Origin of the sequence: Ferviditalea candida, assembly GCF_035282765.1 — a bacterium.
Lineage (GTDB): Bacteria > Bacillota > Bacilli > Paenibacillales > KCTC-25726 > Ferviditalea > Ferviditalea candida.
This window is the reverse complement of the sequence record NZ_JAYJLD010000005.1, coordinates 59582-75880: the sequence shown is the minus strand read 5'-3', so window position 1 is coordinate 75880 and position 16299 is coordinate 59582. Positions and strand designations below refer to the sequence as shown.

Genomic DNA, 16299 nt, shown 5'->3' with positions numbered 1-16299 from the left:
ATGTTTCAATCGCATAAAAAAGGATCAAGTTCTCAAATAAAACGAGGACTTGATCCTTTTCTTGTTAGATTACCGCCTTTTATCGTTATTACAATTATAGGTTTAAAATACTTTTTTTAGATTTAATATAAATATTTACAATTCGATATATATAGTATTTTTTTATTGTTCCTAAAATATGAAAGGATGGATAAAATTCATCTGAAAGAAAGTGACCCCAATTCAGATGAGTATAAAAAATGGTCCAATGCAAAATTTGAAAGTAAAATAAAAAAAGATAAATCAAATGAAAAGAAATGGCATGATATAATTAATAAAACTAAAACGGTAAATATCTTATCCTATAGCTATAACTTAATTACTGGAGTACAAAGATACTGGCAAAGAATGCCCGGTGTAAATACCCAAGATGCTGCTTGTGGTCCTACCTCTGGTGCTATGATTGTTGATTATTTAACTAATCAACAAACTCGCTTCTGAAATGGGGACTTCCCCTGCCGGAACTTCAATGAGTGGATGGAATCAAGGAATGTGGTTGCAGTTAAATCATTTCTTTAGTTATCAGGAGTCTCCTTTTTCCACTACCTATATGTCTGCCAATGGACATTGGGCTGATTATACAAGTAGAATAGATAATGATCGTCCAGTTGGCATTCGCTTTGACTGGGATCCTTGGGTCTATTATAGTTATCATTTCGTGACTGGTACGGGATACGATAGTTCTACAGGTACTCTATACTTTGGGATGCTTGATCCTGACGGCGGACAATACAATACAGGAGTGCATTGGGTAGACTGGAGTTCCTATCAGGGGCAAATGAATATGGGGCTTATTTGGTATCGTGGTGTTTAAAATATAATGAGGCAAAATCCCCTTTATTTAATAATAGAGGGGGTTTTGCTAAAACTTTGAGGTGATTAGTATTAAATTTATATTGACTTTAATTTTATTCGTTTTTAGCGTGATTACATTTTATTTAATTTACTTATTTTCCGCGAAACCATACCAAATCTCAGGTAATGGTAACTTAGGGGGATTTGTAGTTATCATAGCTTTATTTTTCTACGTTGGATTTCTTATAAACATAGTAAAACTGCTAAAAGGGTATATAGCATCGAAACCTCAAAAAGTAGCCGCTCAATTAATAACTGTTTCGTTACTGATTGTTTTTATTTTTGGATATCTCGAAATTAATTTTTTTCAAACAGTTACGAACGAGCTTGGAGGGGGACCTAATAATCCAAATTCCAAAATATATAATTTTGGGTGGTATAATCAGTATACTAACTATATGTTTTTTAACTTTTACACATATATACTTGGTGTATCAATAACAACCGCAATATGTTCTTTTTTTAAAATATTATACAAAGATACAAAACACCCAAGGACACCCAATTAATCTTGGGATCTGATTTAGTATTTTTTAAAATGGGGAAGAGGATTTTTTTGTGAAAAAAGTCCGGATGAGCTAATCAAAATTTTTGATCGCCAATGCGATGGTGCCGGCACATACGGCCGACGTACTCGACATTCACATCCGTCGTAAAACCTTTCTCGCCCAAATCCCTTCTCACACCAAACTTTGCTTTTAATCCCCCTAAACTGGCCATATCGCTTTGTATCCTCACGCGTATATCGGGCTGACCTTGTTGTTTTCCAGCCCCCGCCGCGGGTGCAGTCAGACTAAGCATTAACCACAAAGCCAAAAAAAAAACGTGAAGTACCGCAGTTTCCCATTCAAATACTGCATCCCGGCAACCTCACTTCATTTTCCTTTTTGATAAATTTAAAAAACACCTTATTTGCGATAAAATTTTCTTATTGCCATCATATGAAATGGCCCTTTTGTTTGCTTTTTCCCACTATATGTAAACTATTAATCCCGGAGAAGCTATAGAACCGCTTTATTCCAAGATCGTTTAATGGAAGAGCAAAAAGAGATGACAGTGATGTCACCTCTTTATTAAGAAATATTTGTTTTTCTTATCTAAACAATCCGGAGACTTTATGCATTACACCGCATAGAACTTCCCGCCGTACAATCCAAGAGGCCAATGCCCTGCCTCAAGCACCTGGATCAGCGGCAGAAAAGGATTCGCCTTCCACCCGTCCAAATCCGCTAGCGTTTCCCAGGCGCAGGCCAGCGCGGCAATGTACATCATCGCTCCGGCTGCAGCTTGGATGACCTTCTCTCCATTTTCCTCAAATTCCCGGAAAGCCGCATCAAAAGCGAGGGAAAATACATTCGTCGGCGTATTTTCACTGATCTTCAGCACAATTGCTGTCCTTCCCGTTTCTTCCGCCTTGTCCCTGATTTGCTGCGGGATCTCTTCCAACCGGTTCCACAGCGGGCTCTCCCGCAATGTCATTCTTTCCACGAATGGAGCCAATTCATTTTTATCGAACCAATGGATGGAGTATCCTTCCATGCCGAAAGACAGCAGAAATTGATCAATTGCGGCTTCCGCCGAGACTCTGTTCTCCGTCTGAGCGGCGGCTGACAGCCAATTTATCTTGCCAATCCGGTCGATCAGGCTGCCGACATTCGAGTCATTGGGACCGTATCGTTTTTCGTCAGAAACTTTCAGCTCTGTTGACATGATCGAATCCTCTCCCTAATGAGATTTGCCTTAACTTTTGAATTTAGGCATCGCGATGAAATAACTTCTACTAAATTGGTGGCAAAGATCAATTAAACCGCTTGATACTTTGCCGCCAAAAGTAGAACTAATTTCATCGCGAGCCCTTAATATTTGGTCGTCAACTCGGGCGGTCCGAATTTCGGGCCGTACGGTCCCTCATCGAGCCATCTTCCCAATTGCGGCAGGATCGGAACCAAGGATGCCGCCAGCTCGCGCTTCATATTCATAAACGGGGAGTCCCCCTGCAGATGGTCCAAAGCAATGCCGGCGCCCTTGCGATTGTGCTCGGCGGCGATTTTACGTTCCTCGGCGGCGGCAAGAATCGCTTTTTTGGCTGTTTCCGGATCAGCGGCTTGGAGCGCTTCAGCAATTCCTCTAACGGCGATGACCGCATCAGGCACTCCCGAGTTCATGCCGCGGGCCCCAAACGGCGCAAACAGATGCGCGGCTTCACCGGTCAGCAAAATCCTCCGATGGGCATCGGTGAACGAATCGGCGACAACCTGGTAGAACTGATAGGTGGATACCCAAGTAATGCGTTCGGCATATTTCTTATCGATGACTTTCGGCAGCCACTTTTTGACCCCTTCCGTACTTCCGAATTCCTCAGGGTCATCTCCGCTCAGAAGCTGCAGGTCGATTCGCCAATGGCCGGCGAAAGGCACATACAGCACGTTGCGTTCGCCGATAGCCGGATGCTGATAGTGGAAAATGCGTTCCAGCGGCAGCGGATTTTCAGGGTCTTCTTTAACATCCACAACAATAAAAGTATCCTTATGACGCGGACCCTCAAGCTTGAGCCCTGCTGTTTTACGGACGACAGAATGCGCTCCGTCGGCAGCGACAACATAATCGGCCTGCCAGACATCACCGGTTTCGGTGATCACCTTGACTCCTTGTTCGCTGCTTTGGACTTCTTTGACCGGCGTATTCCATACGAATTCCACTCCGGCATCCAGGCAGGCTTGATACATATGGCGTTCCGCCTCATCCTGCGGCAGGCTGGTAAACGGCGGGAGAACACTCGGATCCGGTGTCGGATATTTTTTGACATAAACCTCTTTCCCGCGGAACAGCGAGCGTTTCAGCGGCCAGACGATTCCATGGCGGGCCAGCGTAAAGCCGAGTCCCGGATGAATATCCTCCAAATGCTGCAGCGTCGCATTGTGAAGATAGATCGCGCGGCTGCCCGGACGCGGACGGCCTTCGCGCTCCGCTTCCAGAATGGTGGCCGGAATTCCCTTGTGTCTGAGTGCAAGCGCCGCCGTCAAACCGATCGGACCTGCACCGGCAATAATGACCTGTCGTTTCAATTCAGAACTGCTCATGGACATCTTCTCCTTTTTTTCAGTAAATGTTAACGGTTGCAATGTTCGATTTTATTATAGAATAAGGCACTATACATAGATTAACGGCAAGCAGTCCTTTGGCGAAAGCCGTACATCTCTCTATGTGGAACACAATAATTCGAAGATATGAAGTTCAGCGGGCATTTGAATTGCTTGGAAGGTTATCATATAGTAAGAATGACATGACGGCCCCCGAGGTGATGAAAATTGAAACCTGACGCTGCCAAAACCCCGCTGATTCATTCGGTAAAAAATGGGCTGCGGATCATCCGATTATTTACGCTTGACCGTCCGGAAATCGGAATTACGGAAATTTCACAGGCGCTGGACCTGCCGAAAAGCACGGTCCACCGTCTCGTTTTGGAGCTGCAGCAGGAAGGCTATTTGGACAAATGCGCCGATTCCTCCCGCTACAAGCTCGGCTTGTCGCTGTTAACTTTATCCGGGGTAATCATCACCCACATGGAAATTATAAGGGAAGCAAAGCCGGTGCTGGAAGAGCTGACCCGAAAGCTGGGAGAAGCGTCCCATATCGCGATTCTGGAGGATATGGAGATTATTTATCTCCATAAGATCGACCCTCCGCAGCCCGTACCGCTGCTTTCCTCGATCGGCAGAAGCAATCCGGCGGTCCGCACCAGCGCCGGAAAATGCATCCTGGCCTATCAGTCGAAGCATTTGGTTCGCAAAATATATGAAAACAGTATTCGTGCATACAGCGCAGACGGCCTGCCGGATTGGAACCGGTTCCTGAGCGAGCTGAAGGCGATCACCGATCAGGGCTACGCCGTCGCCATCGATCAGCTGCACATTGGAGCCACCAGTATCGGCGCGCCCGTGAAAGACTATACCGGGCAGGTCATTGCCGCCGTCAGCGTGGTCGGGCCAACGGATAGAATACCTGCGGACCGCATTCCGCTGATCGCCGAAGCGATCAGCAAGGCCGCCGCAGTCGTGTCGGAAAAGCTGGGCTATTATGATTAGCGCCGGGGGAGGATACCATAATGACTGAACAGACCCGCCAAAACCCATCTTCGTTGAATACCGCGCTGCGATTGCTGAAAGCCTTCACCGCGGAAGAGCCGGAGTTCAGCATTGACGATCTCGCCCAAAAAATGGGCATCGGCAGAAGCACAACGCACCGGCTGCTCGGCACATTGGCCAGCGAGGGATTTATCGCCAGGGATCCGCACTCGAAAAAATACCGTTTGGGCGCCTCGATCCTGGCTTCAGGCAACGTTATCGTCTCCGGACTGCATATTCACCGGACGGCCCTGCCTGTGCTTGAGGATTTGATGCAAAAATCGGGGGAAAGCGCTCATCTGGGGATACTGTCGGGAAAAGAGGTCGTCTATCTTCACAGAGGGGACAGCCCGTATCCGGTTCCGCTGCGGTCGCATTTGGGCAAACGAAATCCCGCTCACTGCACGAGCACGGGACAGGTGCTGCTGGCCTACCAGACGCCGGCCGTCATTGATTCGATCATCGAAAGCGGATTAACTCCTTTTACGGAGCATACCATCACCGATCCCGAGCAATTTCGCGAAAAATTGCACGCCATCCGCAAGCAGGGCTATTCCGTCAGCATTGAGGAGTTCCATGCCGGTGTGACCTCCGTAGCCGCGCCGATCCTTCGTCCCAAAGGCAAAGGACCGCCCCTGGCATCCGTCACCTTGGCCGGTCCCGTACAACGAATCCATGCGCACACTCTGCCGAAGCTCATCAGATACCTGCTGAACGCCTCGCATGAAATATCCAGGAGATTGAGCGAGAGGTGAATATTTCGCCTCTTGCCCAATCCAGTTTTCCCATGATATTATATGAAATGATAATATTGTTAAAAACAACCATCGAATATCCTCAAACTTTAGATCCTTTGAAATCCGCCCAAGCTGCTGCACTTGCTCCGCACCTCCGCCATTTAGGCAGGACTGTCCTGAACCCGATCATAATTTCAAAAAATGAAAACGCTTACCAAAATGACGCCTCCCGGCATACAGTCTTCTCCTCCAACGCTTCAGGTTTCTTTCACGGCGTTAATGAAAGCATCCCTGTCGTATCATCGTGGGGTTTGTGGAACCTTTGGCAACCATGAACCGCCCTTTGATAAATTAATTCTGGGAGGTAGTGAGGATGTTAGACAAACCTGTTGTGCTGGGAAACAAGCCCGTTCCCGTCCGAGGATGGTCAGACCTGATCAAGAAGGAAGACTGGTGGGCCGTGTGGCTTGGACTGGGACTTGTGCTGTTCGCCCTTGTTCTCTGGGCGTCGGGAGGTTCCATCAAATCGGTAAGCGTGTCCATTCCCAAATGGGCCGAATTCGGAACGGTCGCCGCTGCATTGAGCAAAAGCGCCGGAGGCTTGCTGCTCTTATTCCTTCTGTTCCTTGTGCTTTTTTCCATCGCAGTCAAGATATTAGGCTACAAATTAAAAGAGTTCATCCCGGGCTTTACGATTATTTTCATCATGAGCGTGCTGGTTTCGATCTTCGGCGCATGGGCGTGGGCGCAAAAATATAACCTGGAGGCTCCTCTGGTTGCCCTGGCGATCGGAATGGTGATCGGTAATCTTCTGCCTCTTCCGAAATGGTTTGAAAGCGCTTTGCGGACGGAATTTTATGTAAAGGTAGGCATCGTGCTGCTGGGGGCCACACTCCCCTTTACATTGATTGTTCAGGCCGGACCGATCGCTTTCGGGCAAGCGACCGTCGTCGCCGTAGTCACCTTTCTCAGCATATACTGGGCCGGTACAAAATGGTTCGGGTTGGATCGAAGATTCGCGGCAACCTTGGGAGCCGGCGGTTCCATCTGCGGAGTATCGGCGGCCATTGCCGTCGGAGGGGCGGTGAAAGCGGACAAAGAGCATGTATCGGTATCCATTTCGCTCGTCGTGGTTTGGGCGATCATCATGATTTATCTGCTGCCGATCCTGATCCATCTTTTCGACATTCCCGAAGGGCCCGCCGGAGCATGGATCGGAACCTCGGAGTTTGCCGACGCAGCCGGAATCGCCGCAGCGGCAGCCATCGGCGATCAGGCGATCACCACCTTTACCCTGATGAAGGTCATCGGCCGCGACATGTTTATCGGCATCTGGTGCTTCATTCTGGCGCTCGTTTCCGTCGCCAAATGGGAAAAAGCCGAAACGGGAAGCAAACCGGACGGGGCAGAGATTTGGTACCGCTTCCCCAAATTTGTGCTCGGGTTCTTTATCGCTTCCGGCATCCTCACGCTGCTGCTGGCAGGCGCAGATGAAGCGACCGCCAAATCCGTCAATGCCGATATCATCAATCCGATCAAAAATCTCAGAACTTGGGCGTTTGTATTCTGCTTCTTATCCATCGGGCTGACGACGCGTTTTCGCGAGCTGACCTCCGTTGGCTGGAGACCGCTGGCCGCGTTTACAACCGGAGTTCTGATCAACGTTCCGCTCGGATTCATACTGTCCGCGCTGGTATTGGGAGCCTACTGGATGTCGGTAGGCCATTGATGTCCGGAGCACTGCCGGGATAGCGAAAGCCATATGATATGACTGATTACAATGGGTTTAAGGGGACGGAATGTTTGGGCCAGACCCAAGGGTTTACCGGACACCGAAAAACGGTTTTCGTTGAGGTACCGCATTTCCGAAAAGAGTTGGGCTCGACCCCCGTCCCTATTCGTCCGCAAAGCAAAGGCCCGATTATGGCGGATGCATGGAACATGTGGAAGCCCATCAAAAAAAGAGAACAATGAAAGGAATGGGCTAAGAGCATGCCGAAAGTTCCGCTGTAGTACTAAGTAACTATACTGATTTTGCATACTTCATAACTTTTTGTTTTATTAAATACTTAAACCTTACCAAAGGATGTGGGTTAATCGTGTGTAAACATTGCGGAGATGAAAAACATGCTGAAAAAAAGGTTGCCAGAAGGGACGTGTTGCGGTACATCGGGGCGTTAGGATTCAGTTTCGGCGTTTCCCCCCTCGTTTCCGGTCTTGCCTCCGGAATGAGCAGATTGGAGGAAATCACCAAAACCACTGCCGTCCAATCAGGAAAAGTTAAACAATTGACGTTTCTCCAGACGACGGATATTCACGGCCAGGTACTCACCCACCCTGAATTTTTCTGGGAAAATAATAGGCCGGTGTTTCGGAATGCAGGTGGGATGAGCAGGATCGCAACTCTTTTTAAGCAAGTTAAAAAAGAAAATCCGGGCAATGTATTGGCGGTAGACTGCGGGGATTGCTTTCAAGGGTCGGCTGTAGCCGCATTAAGTGAAGGGGAGGCATTGATCCCCATCATGAATAAAATCGGGTACGATGTGGCCATTCCGGGGAACTGGGAAGTGGTATACGGTCCGCAGCAATTAATGAATCTCACGAAAAAATACAATTACCCGATCATCTGTTCGAACATGTATTGGGGAGATGAAGGAGTCAGTTCAGGCCCCAGTTTGTTTCCGCCATTTTTCATAAAAGTTGTGGGAGGAGTACGAGTCGGCTTTATCGGATACAATGACCCGTACACCAAGCTTCGCCAGGCACCCAGTTATCACGAAGGCATCCAGTTTAGCAAACCTGAGGCATCGATTCCCAAATTAGTAGACATCCTTCGCAATAAGCATAAATGCGATATTGTCATGATGCTGGCCCATCTTGGACTTGCACAGCAGGTACACCTCGCCAAGCAACCCCAGGCGGCAGGCATTGATTTTCTGTTTGGCGGTGACACCCATGAACGGACCTACGAGCCGATTTACGGCGGCCTTTGTCCTGTAGTTGAAGCAGGATCCTTTGGGTCATTTGTCGGGCGATTGGATTTATTCGTTGAGTCTGGAAAAATTAAAGACTACAATTACGAGCTGAAAATTGTAGAGGAAAGCTTGTATCCCGAAGACCCTGCAGTCAAGGTGACAGTTCAAAAAGAAAGGGATCCCTTCAGACCGGTTATTGAGCGAAAACTGGGGGAAACGAAAAAATATTTGTATCGTTACAGCGTTCTTGAAACTCCGATGGACAATATGATCACTGATGCGGTAAAAGCTGCGGCGAACGTTGATATCGGCATATCAAACGGGTTCCGCTTCTGTCCTCCTATTGCTCCGGGCCCGATTACGCTCGAGCATCTCTACAGTATGCTCCCCACCATTGCCAATCTGAAGCGGGGAACTGTAACGGGAAAGCAGCTTTGGGACTGGATGGAGCAGGAGTTGGAAACCGTATTTTCCACCGATATAACCAAGCGTGTGGGCGGATGGGTTGTCCGTGTATCGGGTATGCATGTTGTGATGACCATCAATAATCCGAAGGGTAAGCGTGTGCAGTCTATTACCGTCAACGGTGAGCCTATTCAAATGGATAAAGATTACACTGTAGCTGCTTGTGACCGCGAGGGTGAACCACTTAACATCATTTGCCGCATCAAAAAAGTCAAAAATGTTGAAGTTCTTGATATTGATAATTACAAAGCGGTCGAAATATTTTTAGAAAAAAATCCGGTAATTGATTATGACATCGAGGGACGTGTAAAAGCTACAGACGCAGACGGAATGGTGCTGAGCCAGTTGCCGGGAACCACTTATGGGTTCCGGTAAAAAATGGATTTTAATCGATGATTGCTTGTATTTTTGGAACACATCTGAATCCAGGCAAATGAATTAGTGGAGGTTCGACAAATGAAGCGAATATTTCAAATCATCATGGTATTGTCTATGCTTTTTAGCTCTTCCGGTATAATCGCTGCCGAACAAATGATCACCATAAGCATCGATGGGACGGAACATCAATTTGACCAGGCCACGGTGCAAAAGGATGGCCACATCCTTTTACCGCTGCGCGGTATTTTCGAACAGGCTGGTGCTCAAGTCGAGTGGGATGGAAATAAACGGACAGCCACGGTAAAAATGAACGATATGCATATTGTCGTGAAAATCGGTTCAAAGCAAGCTGAAAAGAACGGCGTTTCGCTGACCATGCCGGTTGAAGCGCAAATTATCAATGGAACAACGATGATTCCCCTTCCTTTTATCGGCCAAGCTTTTGACGGTTACACGAAATGGGATCATGATGCTCAAATCGCATATATTTTCTCTTCCAAAGAGTCGTTGCTAATGAGCCTGGCAGAACATGACGATGCGGAGCAAATAACGAAATTGCTGGCGGAAGGGGCGAATCCTGATGGCAAAGGCAATAACGGCTGGACTCCCTTAATGACCGCTGTATTCTACAATAACACCGGCTCTGTGAAAGCATTGCTGACTGGAGGAGCCGATCCGAACTTCGTTACGGAAGATGGCGATACTCCTTTGACGTGGGCAGCGAGGTATGGAAGCACAGAAATTGCAAACGAATTACTTCAGGCAGGGGCGAATCCTGACGGTAAAAACCACCTGAAATGGACAGCGTTAATGTATGCTGCTTATACAGGGAATTTTGAAATAGCTGCGTCTTTACTGAAAGCAGGCGCCGACACAAAAATAAAAAACAATGAAGGAGAAACTGCCGCAGATATTGCCGAACATCGTGAACACTCGGAACTGCTGGATCTGCTTCGGCAAAAATAAATTGCACCCAGCATTAATTTTTGTGAACCCTGCTTGTTCATAAGCAGGGACGAACGCCACACTGTCATCGTTCCTTTATTAGTGATCCTCTGGCCTAACGTGATCTATAGATATAGGGCAAAGGATCAAAAATCCCGCCATTTCGATACATTTCCAAATGAAGAGGGGTCCAGTGGAATTACCGATATTTCCTTTGGGCCACCCCCTTCTTTCGTTTACAGCATGCCCCACTTGCGCTCATACTCGACCTGCAGGCTGAATTCGTCATCCTCATAGCCATGATCCCGAAGCAGCTTCAAAGCATCGTTAAAATCATAGGAATCCGTTTCCATCACAACCTTGATCTTGTTCCCTGAGATCGTCCATCCCGGATGAACAGATGCAAGAAGCTCCATCATGCCGGCAATCCGTTCCAGGCGTTCGGTCAGATAATCCTTGAAGAACCTGACCGACTGGGAGGTTACATGCTGCATGGAAATACCATGGAGCGGCAAAGTTTCGCCCCTGCGCCGCTGCTCCGGCAAAAAATCAAAACCGATCTTGACTTTTTGAACGCAAACCGTATTTTCCCGCTTCATCGCGACCGCCCCTTCCCCGATATACCTGCTTCCAGCATAGCATATTTTAGGAAAATTGAATATTCTAACCTCACGCGATGAAGCATTGAATTCGCCGGACGACACAGACAACGCCGCTGGTTAAAACCGGCATGCTCAAAAAGGTTCCGTTTGTTTCGGCAGATAAGAATCAATGATTCCTCACCGATATTGCGATGTACCGATTCATGCGCTACCGAAGAGGCCTCCTCGACCCAGCCGAACGACCAGAGATCCGGGGGAATATCGGGGAAGTGCTGAATCACAGGAACGTCCCCGTCCTTCAGCTCACCCCTGAACAGTCCGACGGCGATCAGTTTGGCTGCCGACTGACGTTCGATATATTGATCGGGTTCGAACAGATTCCCGCCGATCCCGTCGACAAGCCCCAGCGATTTTGCCGTTCCGATGATATCCTCGGCCCAGTGGCCTGCGGTATCGGCAAACCCCCGACAGCGGAACCGCATGAATGTCGCGCATCTGTAGGATCAGTGAAACGAGCTCGGCACGGGTGATCGGCTCATCCGGGCGGAATTTCCCCTGATATCCGGACATGTACCCCGCGTTCGTCATTTCATAGATGTAATGATAGGCCCAATGATGCCCGGGAACATCCGAATAAGGCGATGCGGGCAGGGTCTGATCCGAGAGATTTTTGATTCTGGCGACCACGGGCCGGTTGGTAAAAAGAAAGATTCGTCATTACGAGCATGATCAAAAAGACGGCAAACCATTTCCATTTGCTATTTTACGTTCATTTTCTATCATACACTATCTTACATGCAAATAGTTCCGAAGGGAACCCAAAATTTGGTTCGTCTCATTCCCACTTAAACGTCCGGCTGGCGATGATGAACGCAACAACCATCCAGCCGCCGAGCAGGGCCGCTTGGTTCCACAATTCGGTCCAGCCCGCTCCGACATTCATCACCTGCCGGAGCGCGGTGGTCAAATGGGAGATCGGCAGCGCCTTGACGATCGGCTGCAGAAAAGCCGGCATATTGTTGATCGGAAAAAATATGCCGCCCAGAAACAACAGCGGAAACGAGATGAATCCGGCGATCGGCCCGGCGCTTTCCGGATTTTTGGCCAATCCGGCGATAATGAACCCGATCGACATGAACGCCAGCGTCCCCAGAACCACGAAGAACAAGAGCAGAAGCCAAGAGCCGTTCACTTGAGTACCGAATATAAGATTGCCGACCAGCAGCACGATAAATGCCTGCAGTCCGTTCATCAGCAGCCTTGCGGTAATCTGCGCGGCAATGAAGGTGGAAGCGTTGAGCGTTGTGCTCTGCATGCGGCGGAGAATGCCCCGCTCCCGCCAGGAGGCAATCTGCCCGGCGACCCCGTTCAGGTTGTTGGACATGATCATCATCGCGACAATGCCCGGCACCAGAAAATCGATATACTTCAGATTGAGCGATTGCACCCCCTTTTCCTCAACGGTGACCGCGGGTTGGTAATGCACCCACTGCTTGCTGACGCCGTCCACGATCTGATTGACCGCAAGCAGCGCAAAGCTCGATTTCAGCTTGTTCGTTTGATCATAGTACGTGATAATCTGCGCTGCCGAGGTTTGAGCATTTGCCGCTTCCGCCTTTGCCGATTGTCCGCCCGCCGTTGTGACAGGCAGCCGCTCCCCGTAACCTTTGGGAATCACGATGACAAGGTCGCTGTCACCCTGGTTCAACGATTTCAATGCGCTCTGTTTGTCAGACGTTTCGGTGATCTTCACATTATCCAAGCCGGTAAAGGCTTTCACAAGCTGTTTCGACGCCTGGCTTCCATCCTCATCGATAATGGATCCGCTAAGCGACATGCCGGCGTCATTGCCAAGAAAAGAGCCCAGCATAACCATGAAAAAGATCGGGAAGAACAGCGTCCAAAACATGACCTGCCGGTTCCTGGCGAAAATGCGCAGCTGGGCTGCCGTCAATTGGAGATAGGCTTTCATTCTTCTCGCAGACTCCTTCCCGTCATGTGAATAAAGACGTCCTCCAGCGTTGCCGTTCGCGTGCTGAGATCGGTCAGCCTGACATTCAGCTCGGACGCTTTTTGGATCAAATCGGTTAAGGACGCCTGAAGATCGTCCGTGTACAGCACGTATGCATCCTTTCGCACATCCGTCTGTTTCACCGCTCGAATCGACTGCAGCCGTCCGGCCAGCTCTTCTGCGCGGGCAGCTGCGCCGCCGCTTTCTTCCGGCAGGCGGAATTCGATCGCGCCGTCCGACTGCAGGCCCCGGATCAAGTTGCCGGGCGTGTCAAGAGCGATGACCTTTCCTTGATCCATCAAACAGATGCGGTCGCATAATATCTCGGCTTCATCCATGTAGTGCGTGCTGAGCACGATCGTTTTTCCCTGCTCCTTCAGCTTCAGGATAATATCCCACAACGTGCGCCGCGCCTGCGGGTCGAGTCCCGTCGTCGGCTCGTCCAGAAACAGCACCAGCGGGTCGTTGACCAGCGCAAGGGCAATGGCCAGACGCTGCTTTTGGCCGCCCGACAAGTTCTTCACCCGGTCGTTCAGCTTTTCTTTCAGGATCATGCTGTCGAGAAGCGGCTCGATCGGCACCGACCTTCGATAAAAGCTGGCATACATCCGGGTAATTTCGCCGACCTTGAGCAAATCGAACAACGAGGTCGACTGCAACTGCACGCCGATGACCTCTTTGACTTTTTTCAAATCCTTCTGCGTATCAAAGCCGGCAACAAGCGCACGGCCTCCGTCCGGCTTGCGGAGTCCCTCGATCATTTCCATCGTGGTTGTTTTCCCGGCTCCGTTCGGCCCGAGCAGGCCGAAGATTTCTCCCCGCCTCACAGTAAAACGGACACCGTTGACGGCGACAAAGCTTCCGTATTTCTTGATCAATCCGTCCACTTCAATGATCGTATCGTCATCGGCAGCCTTTTGATGGTGCGGTTGCATTTCGGACATTTCCATTCGGTTCCCTCCACAGCTCATCTCATCATATTATTGAGCGACTTCATTATATCATTTTTCAGCATGGAAAATATTGTACGGGAAACAAAATCCGATCATGGACGGGCAATGATCGCTTCCAGCCTGAATATCGTATTATTATGAAAAGGCTTCCGATTCAGAGCGAATCGCAAGGAATCGAATGAAATTTGGGAGGTTGAGAAATGATCGTTTACGAACGCGAACAAGATTTTGTCATGATCAGACAGCATGATCACGCGGAACTTTCCTCTCAGATTGCCAAAGCCTGGTTGCCCGAATTGTTCGAGTGCCCCGAAAGGAGGGAGGATGTTGAACTCGCCATCGCGGAGCATGATCGGGCATGGATTGATTTGGATGAAACCCCGCTTTGGAATGATAGGAAGGGGGCGCCGTTTTCCTTTATTGATTTTCCCGCAAAAATCAGGCTGATCTTTTATTCCAAAGGTATTGACGAGGTGTCTGCGTCGAACGTGTATGCCGGATTGCTGTGCAGCATGCACTATGAGCATTTATGCGGCTTCTCCAAGCAGGATGAGCTTGTGTTTTTTTGCCAAGCCGAACGAGCCCGGCAAGCCCAAATGGTCAATCAGCTGGCACCCATCGCCCCCGAATCGCTGAAATTCCATTTCGATCTCCTGCAGTTCTGCGATGATCTTTCCCTGTTCATCTGCCTGATGGAGCCGGGAACTCCGACGGAACAGATCCGCTGGTACCGATCCGGATTCCCGCAGCGCTTTGCCTTTTTGCAAAACGAGAAAATTACGGCCCGTTGGGCGGATACCGAGTCGATTGTTTTAAGTCCCCTGCCGTTAAAGGAACGCACCGTTTGCACGGTTGCCTTAAAAGCAGTAAGCAAAGCCGACACTTCCCGATTGGGCATTCATGAATCTTATATTCAAGCCCCATTCACGGAAAGAAAAGTGCAATTCGTTTAAACTCCCAGCCCATATTTCGCCGCTTAGGGATAAGCACCCAAACTGCGGCATGGATATTTGCGTAAAATATGAAGGCAAGGGAACAGTCACATTCCACACGAAGGGAGGACATGACAACAATGTTGTTAATGCCGGTGGGGGCGCACCGGTTTGGACCGCTGCCGGCTTATTTTGCTTTTCTTCAATACGCCGGTTAACGTCTGCCATTGGTTGGATAGTGAACCTCCTCACTCAATATGCTTCATACATGTTGCCCGGCGGGAGCCGGGTTTTTTTTGGGCGAACAGCTCAAACAAAAAACCGCTCTCTCCCAACCAGGGGAATGAGCGGCGTGTTCCTCACAATCCGGGCGTATTCAATTTTGCTTCAGCGTCTTATGACTTTACCTTCAGCATCTCGCCGATGGCGCCGATGCTGCCCAGCGTCTCCACGGCGCCGGAAGGAATGAACACCTTGTTGGCCGGGCCTTGGGAGATTTCCTTCAGCGCTTCGAACGATTTGTACACGAGGATCTGTTCGTCCAATCCGGCTGCCCGCAGCTGTTCGATACGGTTGCGTTCGGCCTCGGCGATCAGCTGAATCGCTTTCGCCTGCCCTTCCGCCTCCAGCTCCTGAGACCTTTTGAAACCTTCGGCCTGCAGGATCCGCGCTTCCTTTTCCCCTTCCGACTTCAGAATGTTGCTTTTTTTATCCCCTTCGGCCCGCAGAATCATATCCTGCTTCGCGGCTTCGGCCTCCAGGATGATGGCCCGGCGGTTTCGCTCCGCTTTCATCTGCTTATCCATGGCTTCCTGAATATCCGTCGGCGGCTTGATATCGACGACCTCGACGCGTTCAATGCGCACGCCCCATTTTTCCGTGGCTTCATCCAGCGCGATCCGGATCTCCGCAGAGATCTTTTCGCGTCCGGACAAGGTTTCGTCCAATTCCAACTTGCCGATGATTTGCCGAAGTGTCGCGGTGGTAATGTTGCGGACCCCCATGACATAGTCGGAAATTCCGTAGGTAGCCTGCTCCGGCCCCACAACCTGATAAAAAATGATCGTATCTATCTGCACCTGAACATTATCCTTGGTAATAACGGTTTGCGGCGGCACGTTGGCCTGCTGAATGCGCAAATCGTGATAGAGGCGGACGCGGTCAATTACGGGAATGACGATATTCAAACCCGGCCTCAGCAACTTCTGAAACTTACCCAATCGCTCGACCACGCCTACAACCTGCTGGGGAACGATTCTGACAGACATCGCGACAAACACGAT

At 49.4% G+C, this 16299-nt stretch carries 15 protein-coding genes and 1 pseudogene; 8 read left to right on the top strand and 8 right to left on the bottom strand.

Going from position 1 to position 16299, the window contains the following annotated elements; genetic code table 11:
- Window positions 1-186 precede the first annotated feature (186 nt).
- Complete coding sequence (locus VF724_RS04995) at window positions 187-480, top strand: hypothetical protein (RefSeq protein ID WP_371753123.1); 294 nt, start codon at window positions 187-189, stop codon at window positions 478-480.
- 1 nt (window position 481) lies between these two features.
- Window positions 482-853, top strand: coding sequence for a C39 family peptidase (locus VF724_RS04990; RefSeq protein ID WP_371753122.1), 372 nt, complete (start codon window positions 482-484; stop codon window positions 851-853).
- Window positions 854-2016: 1163 nt separating this feature from the next.
- On the opposite strand, the gene VF724_RS04985 is transcribed toward VF724_RS04990, so the two are convergent.
- On the bottom strand, window positions 2017-2604 hold the full coding sequence (locus VF724_RS04985; RefSeq protein ID WP_371753121.1) for a hypothetical protein: 588 nt from the start codon (window positions 2602-2604) through the stop codon (window positions 2017-2019).
- A 146-nt stretch (window positions 2605-2750) separates the two neighbouring features.
- Window positions 2751-3974 (bottom strand): FAD-dependent oxidoreductase, encoded by a 1224-nt coding sequence (locus tag VF724_RS04980; RefSeq protein ID WP_371753120.1) that lies wholly within the window; start codon window positions 3972-3974, stop codon window positions 2751-2753.
- A gap of 228 nt (window positions 3975-4202) precedes the next feature.
- On the opposite strand from VF724_RS04980, the gene VF724_RS04975 reads away from it, so the two are divergent.
- The 5 genes from VF724_RS04975 to VF724_RS04955 all read left to right on the top strand — a co-directional run bounded on the left by VF724_RS04975 (window position 4203) and on the right by VF724_RS04955 (window position 10539).
- Window positions 4203-4979: an IclR family transcriptional regulator gene (locus VF724_RS04975; RefSeq protein WP_371753119.1), complete on the top strand. Its 777-nt coding sequence runs from the start codon at window positions 4203-4205 to the stop codon at window positions 4977-4979.
- Window positions 4980-4999: 20 nt separating this feature from the next.
- Complete coding sequence (locus tag VF724_RS04970; protein WP_371753118.1) at window positions 5000-5773, top strand: IclR family transcriptional regulator; 774 nt, start codon at window positions 5000-5002, stop codon at window positions 5771-5773.
- A 355-nt stretch (window positions 5774-6128) separates the two neighbouring features.
- Complete coding sequence (locus tag VF724_RS04965) at window positions 6129-7484, top strand: YeiH family protein (protein ID WP_371753117.1); 1356 nt, start codon at window positions 6129-6131, stop codon at window positions 7482-7484.
- Window positions 7485-7992: 508 nt separating this feature from the next.
- Complete coding sequence (locus VF724_RS04960; RefSeq protein WP_371753116.1) at window positions 7993-9570, top strand: bifunctional metallophosphatase/5'-nucleotidase; 1578 nt, start codon at window positions 7993-7995, stop codon at window positions 9568-9570.
- 81 nt (window positions 9571-9651) lie between these two features.
- Window positions 9652-10539, top strand: coding sequence for a stalk domain-containing protein (locus VF724_RS04955; RefSeq protein WP_371753115.1), 888 nt, complete (start codon window positions 9652-9654; stop codon window positions 10537-10539).
- A 215-nt stretch (window positions 10540-10754) separates the two neighbouring features.
- Here the strand turns inward: VF724_RS04955 and VF724_RS04950 are convergent, their stop codons facing one another.
- From VF724_RS04950 to VF724_RS04930, 5 genes and pseudogenes are all read right to left on the bottom strand, one after another.
- Complete coding sequence (locus VF724_RS04950; RefSeq protein WP_371753114.1) at window positions 10755-11117, bottom strand: hypothetical protein; 363 nt, start codon at window positions 11115-11117, stop codon at window positions 10755-10757.
- A complete protein-coding gene (locus tag VF724_RS04945) occupies window positions 11114-11602 on the bottom strand; it encodes an S-layer homology domain-containing protein (RefSeq protein WP_371753113.1) in 489 nt (162 codons plus the stop codon). The genes VF724_RS04950 and VF724_RS04945 overlap by 4 nt, the downstream gene beginning before the upstream one ends.
- 43 nt (window positions 11603-11645) lie before the next feature.
- Window positions 11646-11807, bottom strand: a pseudogene (locus VF724_RS04940) (S-layer homology domain-containing protein); the annotation flags it as partial.
- A gap of 148 nt (window positions 11808-11955) precedes the next feature.
- On the bottom strand, window positions 11956-13092 hold the full coding sequence (locus tag VF724_RS04935) for an ABC transporter permease (protein ID WP_371753112.1): 1137 nt from the start codon (window positions 13090-13092) through the stop codon (window positions 11956-11958).
- A complete protein-coding gene (locus tag VF724_RS04930; protein ID WP_371753111.1) occupies window positions 13089-14075 on the bottom strand; it encodes an ABC transporter ATP-binding protein in 987 nt (328 codons plus the stop codon). The genes VF724_RS04935 and VF724_RS04930 overlap by 4 nt, the downstream gene beginning before the upstream one ends.
- Window positions 14076-14284: 209 nt before the next feature.
- Here VF724_RS04930 and VF724_RS04925 point away from each other — a divergent pair, with 209 nt between their 5' ends.
- Window positions 14285-15037, top strand: coding sequence for a DUF3891 family protein (locus VF724_RS04925; RefSeq protein WP_371753110.1), 753 nt, complete (start codon window positions 14285-14287; stop codon window positions 15035-15037).
- Between the two features lie 374 nt (window positions 15038-15411).
- On the opposite strand, the gene VF724_RS04920 is transcribed toward VF724_RS04925, so the two are convergent.
- The gene (locus tag VF724_RS04920) at window positions 15412-16284 is read right to left on the bottom strand and encodes an SPFH domain-containing protein (protein WP_371753228.1); all 873 of its coding nucleotides are present in this window, start codon (window positions 16282-16284) and stop codon (window positions 15412-15414) included.
- Window positions 16285-16299: the final 15 nt, after the last annotated feature.

Coding starts and splice junctions, on each gene's coding strand:
- VF724_RS04920 (WP_371753228.1), bottom strand. CDS start 16,284: ATGTCTGTCAGAATCGTTCCCCAGCAGGTTGTAGGCGTGGTCGAGCGA.
- VF724_RS04925 (WP_371753110.1), top strand. CDS start 14,285: ATGATCGTTTACGAACGCGAACAAGATTTTGTCATGATCAGACAGCAT.
- VF724_RS04970 (WP_371753118.1), top strand. CDS start 5,000: ATGACTGAACAGACCCGCCAAAACCCATCTTCGTTGAATACCGCGCTG.
- VF724_RS04930 (WP_371753111.1), bottom strand. CDS start 14,075: ATGTCCGAAATGCAACCGCACCATCAAAAGGCTGCCGATGACGATACG.
- VF724_RS04950 (WP_371753114.1), bottom strand. CDS start 11,117: ATGAAGCGGGAAAATACGGTTTGCGTTCAAAAAGTCAAGATCGGTTTT.
- VF724_RS04965 (WP_371753117.1), top strand. CDS start 6,129: ATGTTAGACAAACCTGTTGTGCTGGGAAACAAGCCCGTTCCCGTCCGA.
- VF724_RS04985 (WP_371753121.1), bottom strand. CDS start 2,604: ATGTCAACAGAGCTGAAAGTTTCTGACGAAAAACGATACGGTCCCAAT.
- VF724_RS04995 (WP_371753123.1), top strand. CDS start 187: ATGGATAAAATTCATCTGAAAGAAAGTGACCCCAATTCAGATGAGTAT.
- VF724_RS04955 (WP_371753115.1), top strand. CDS start 9,652: ATGAAGCGAATATTTCAAATCATCATGGTATTGTCTATGCTTTTTAGC.
- VF724_RS04945 (WP_371753113.1), bottom strand. CDS start 11,602: ATGCGGTTCCGCTGTCGGGGGTTTGCCGATACCGCAGGCCACTGGGCC.
- VF724_RS04935 (WP_371753112.1), bottom strand. CDS start 13,092: ATGAAAGCCTATCTCCAATTGACGGCAGCCCAGCTGCGCATTTTCGCC.
- VF724_RS04980 (WP_371753120.1), bottom strand. CDS start 3,974: ATGAGCAGTTCTGAATTGAAACGACAGGTCATTATTGCCGGTGCAGGT.
- VF724_RS04990 (WP_371753122.1), top strand. CDS start 482: ATGGGGACTTCCCCTGCCGGAACTTCAATGAGTGGATGGAATCAAGGA.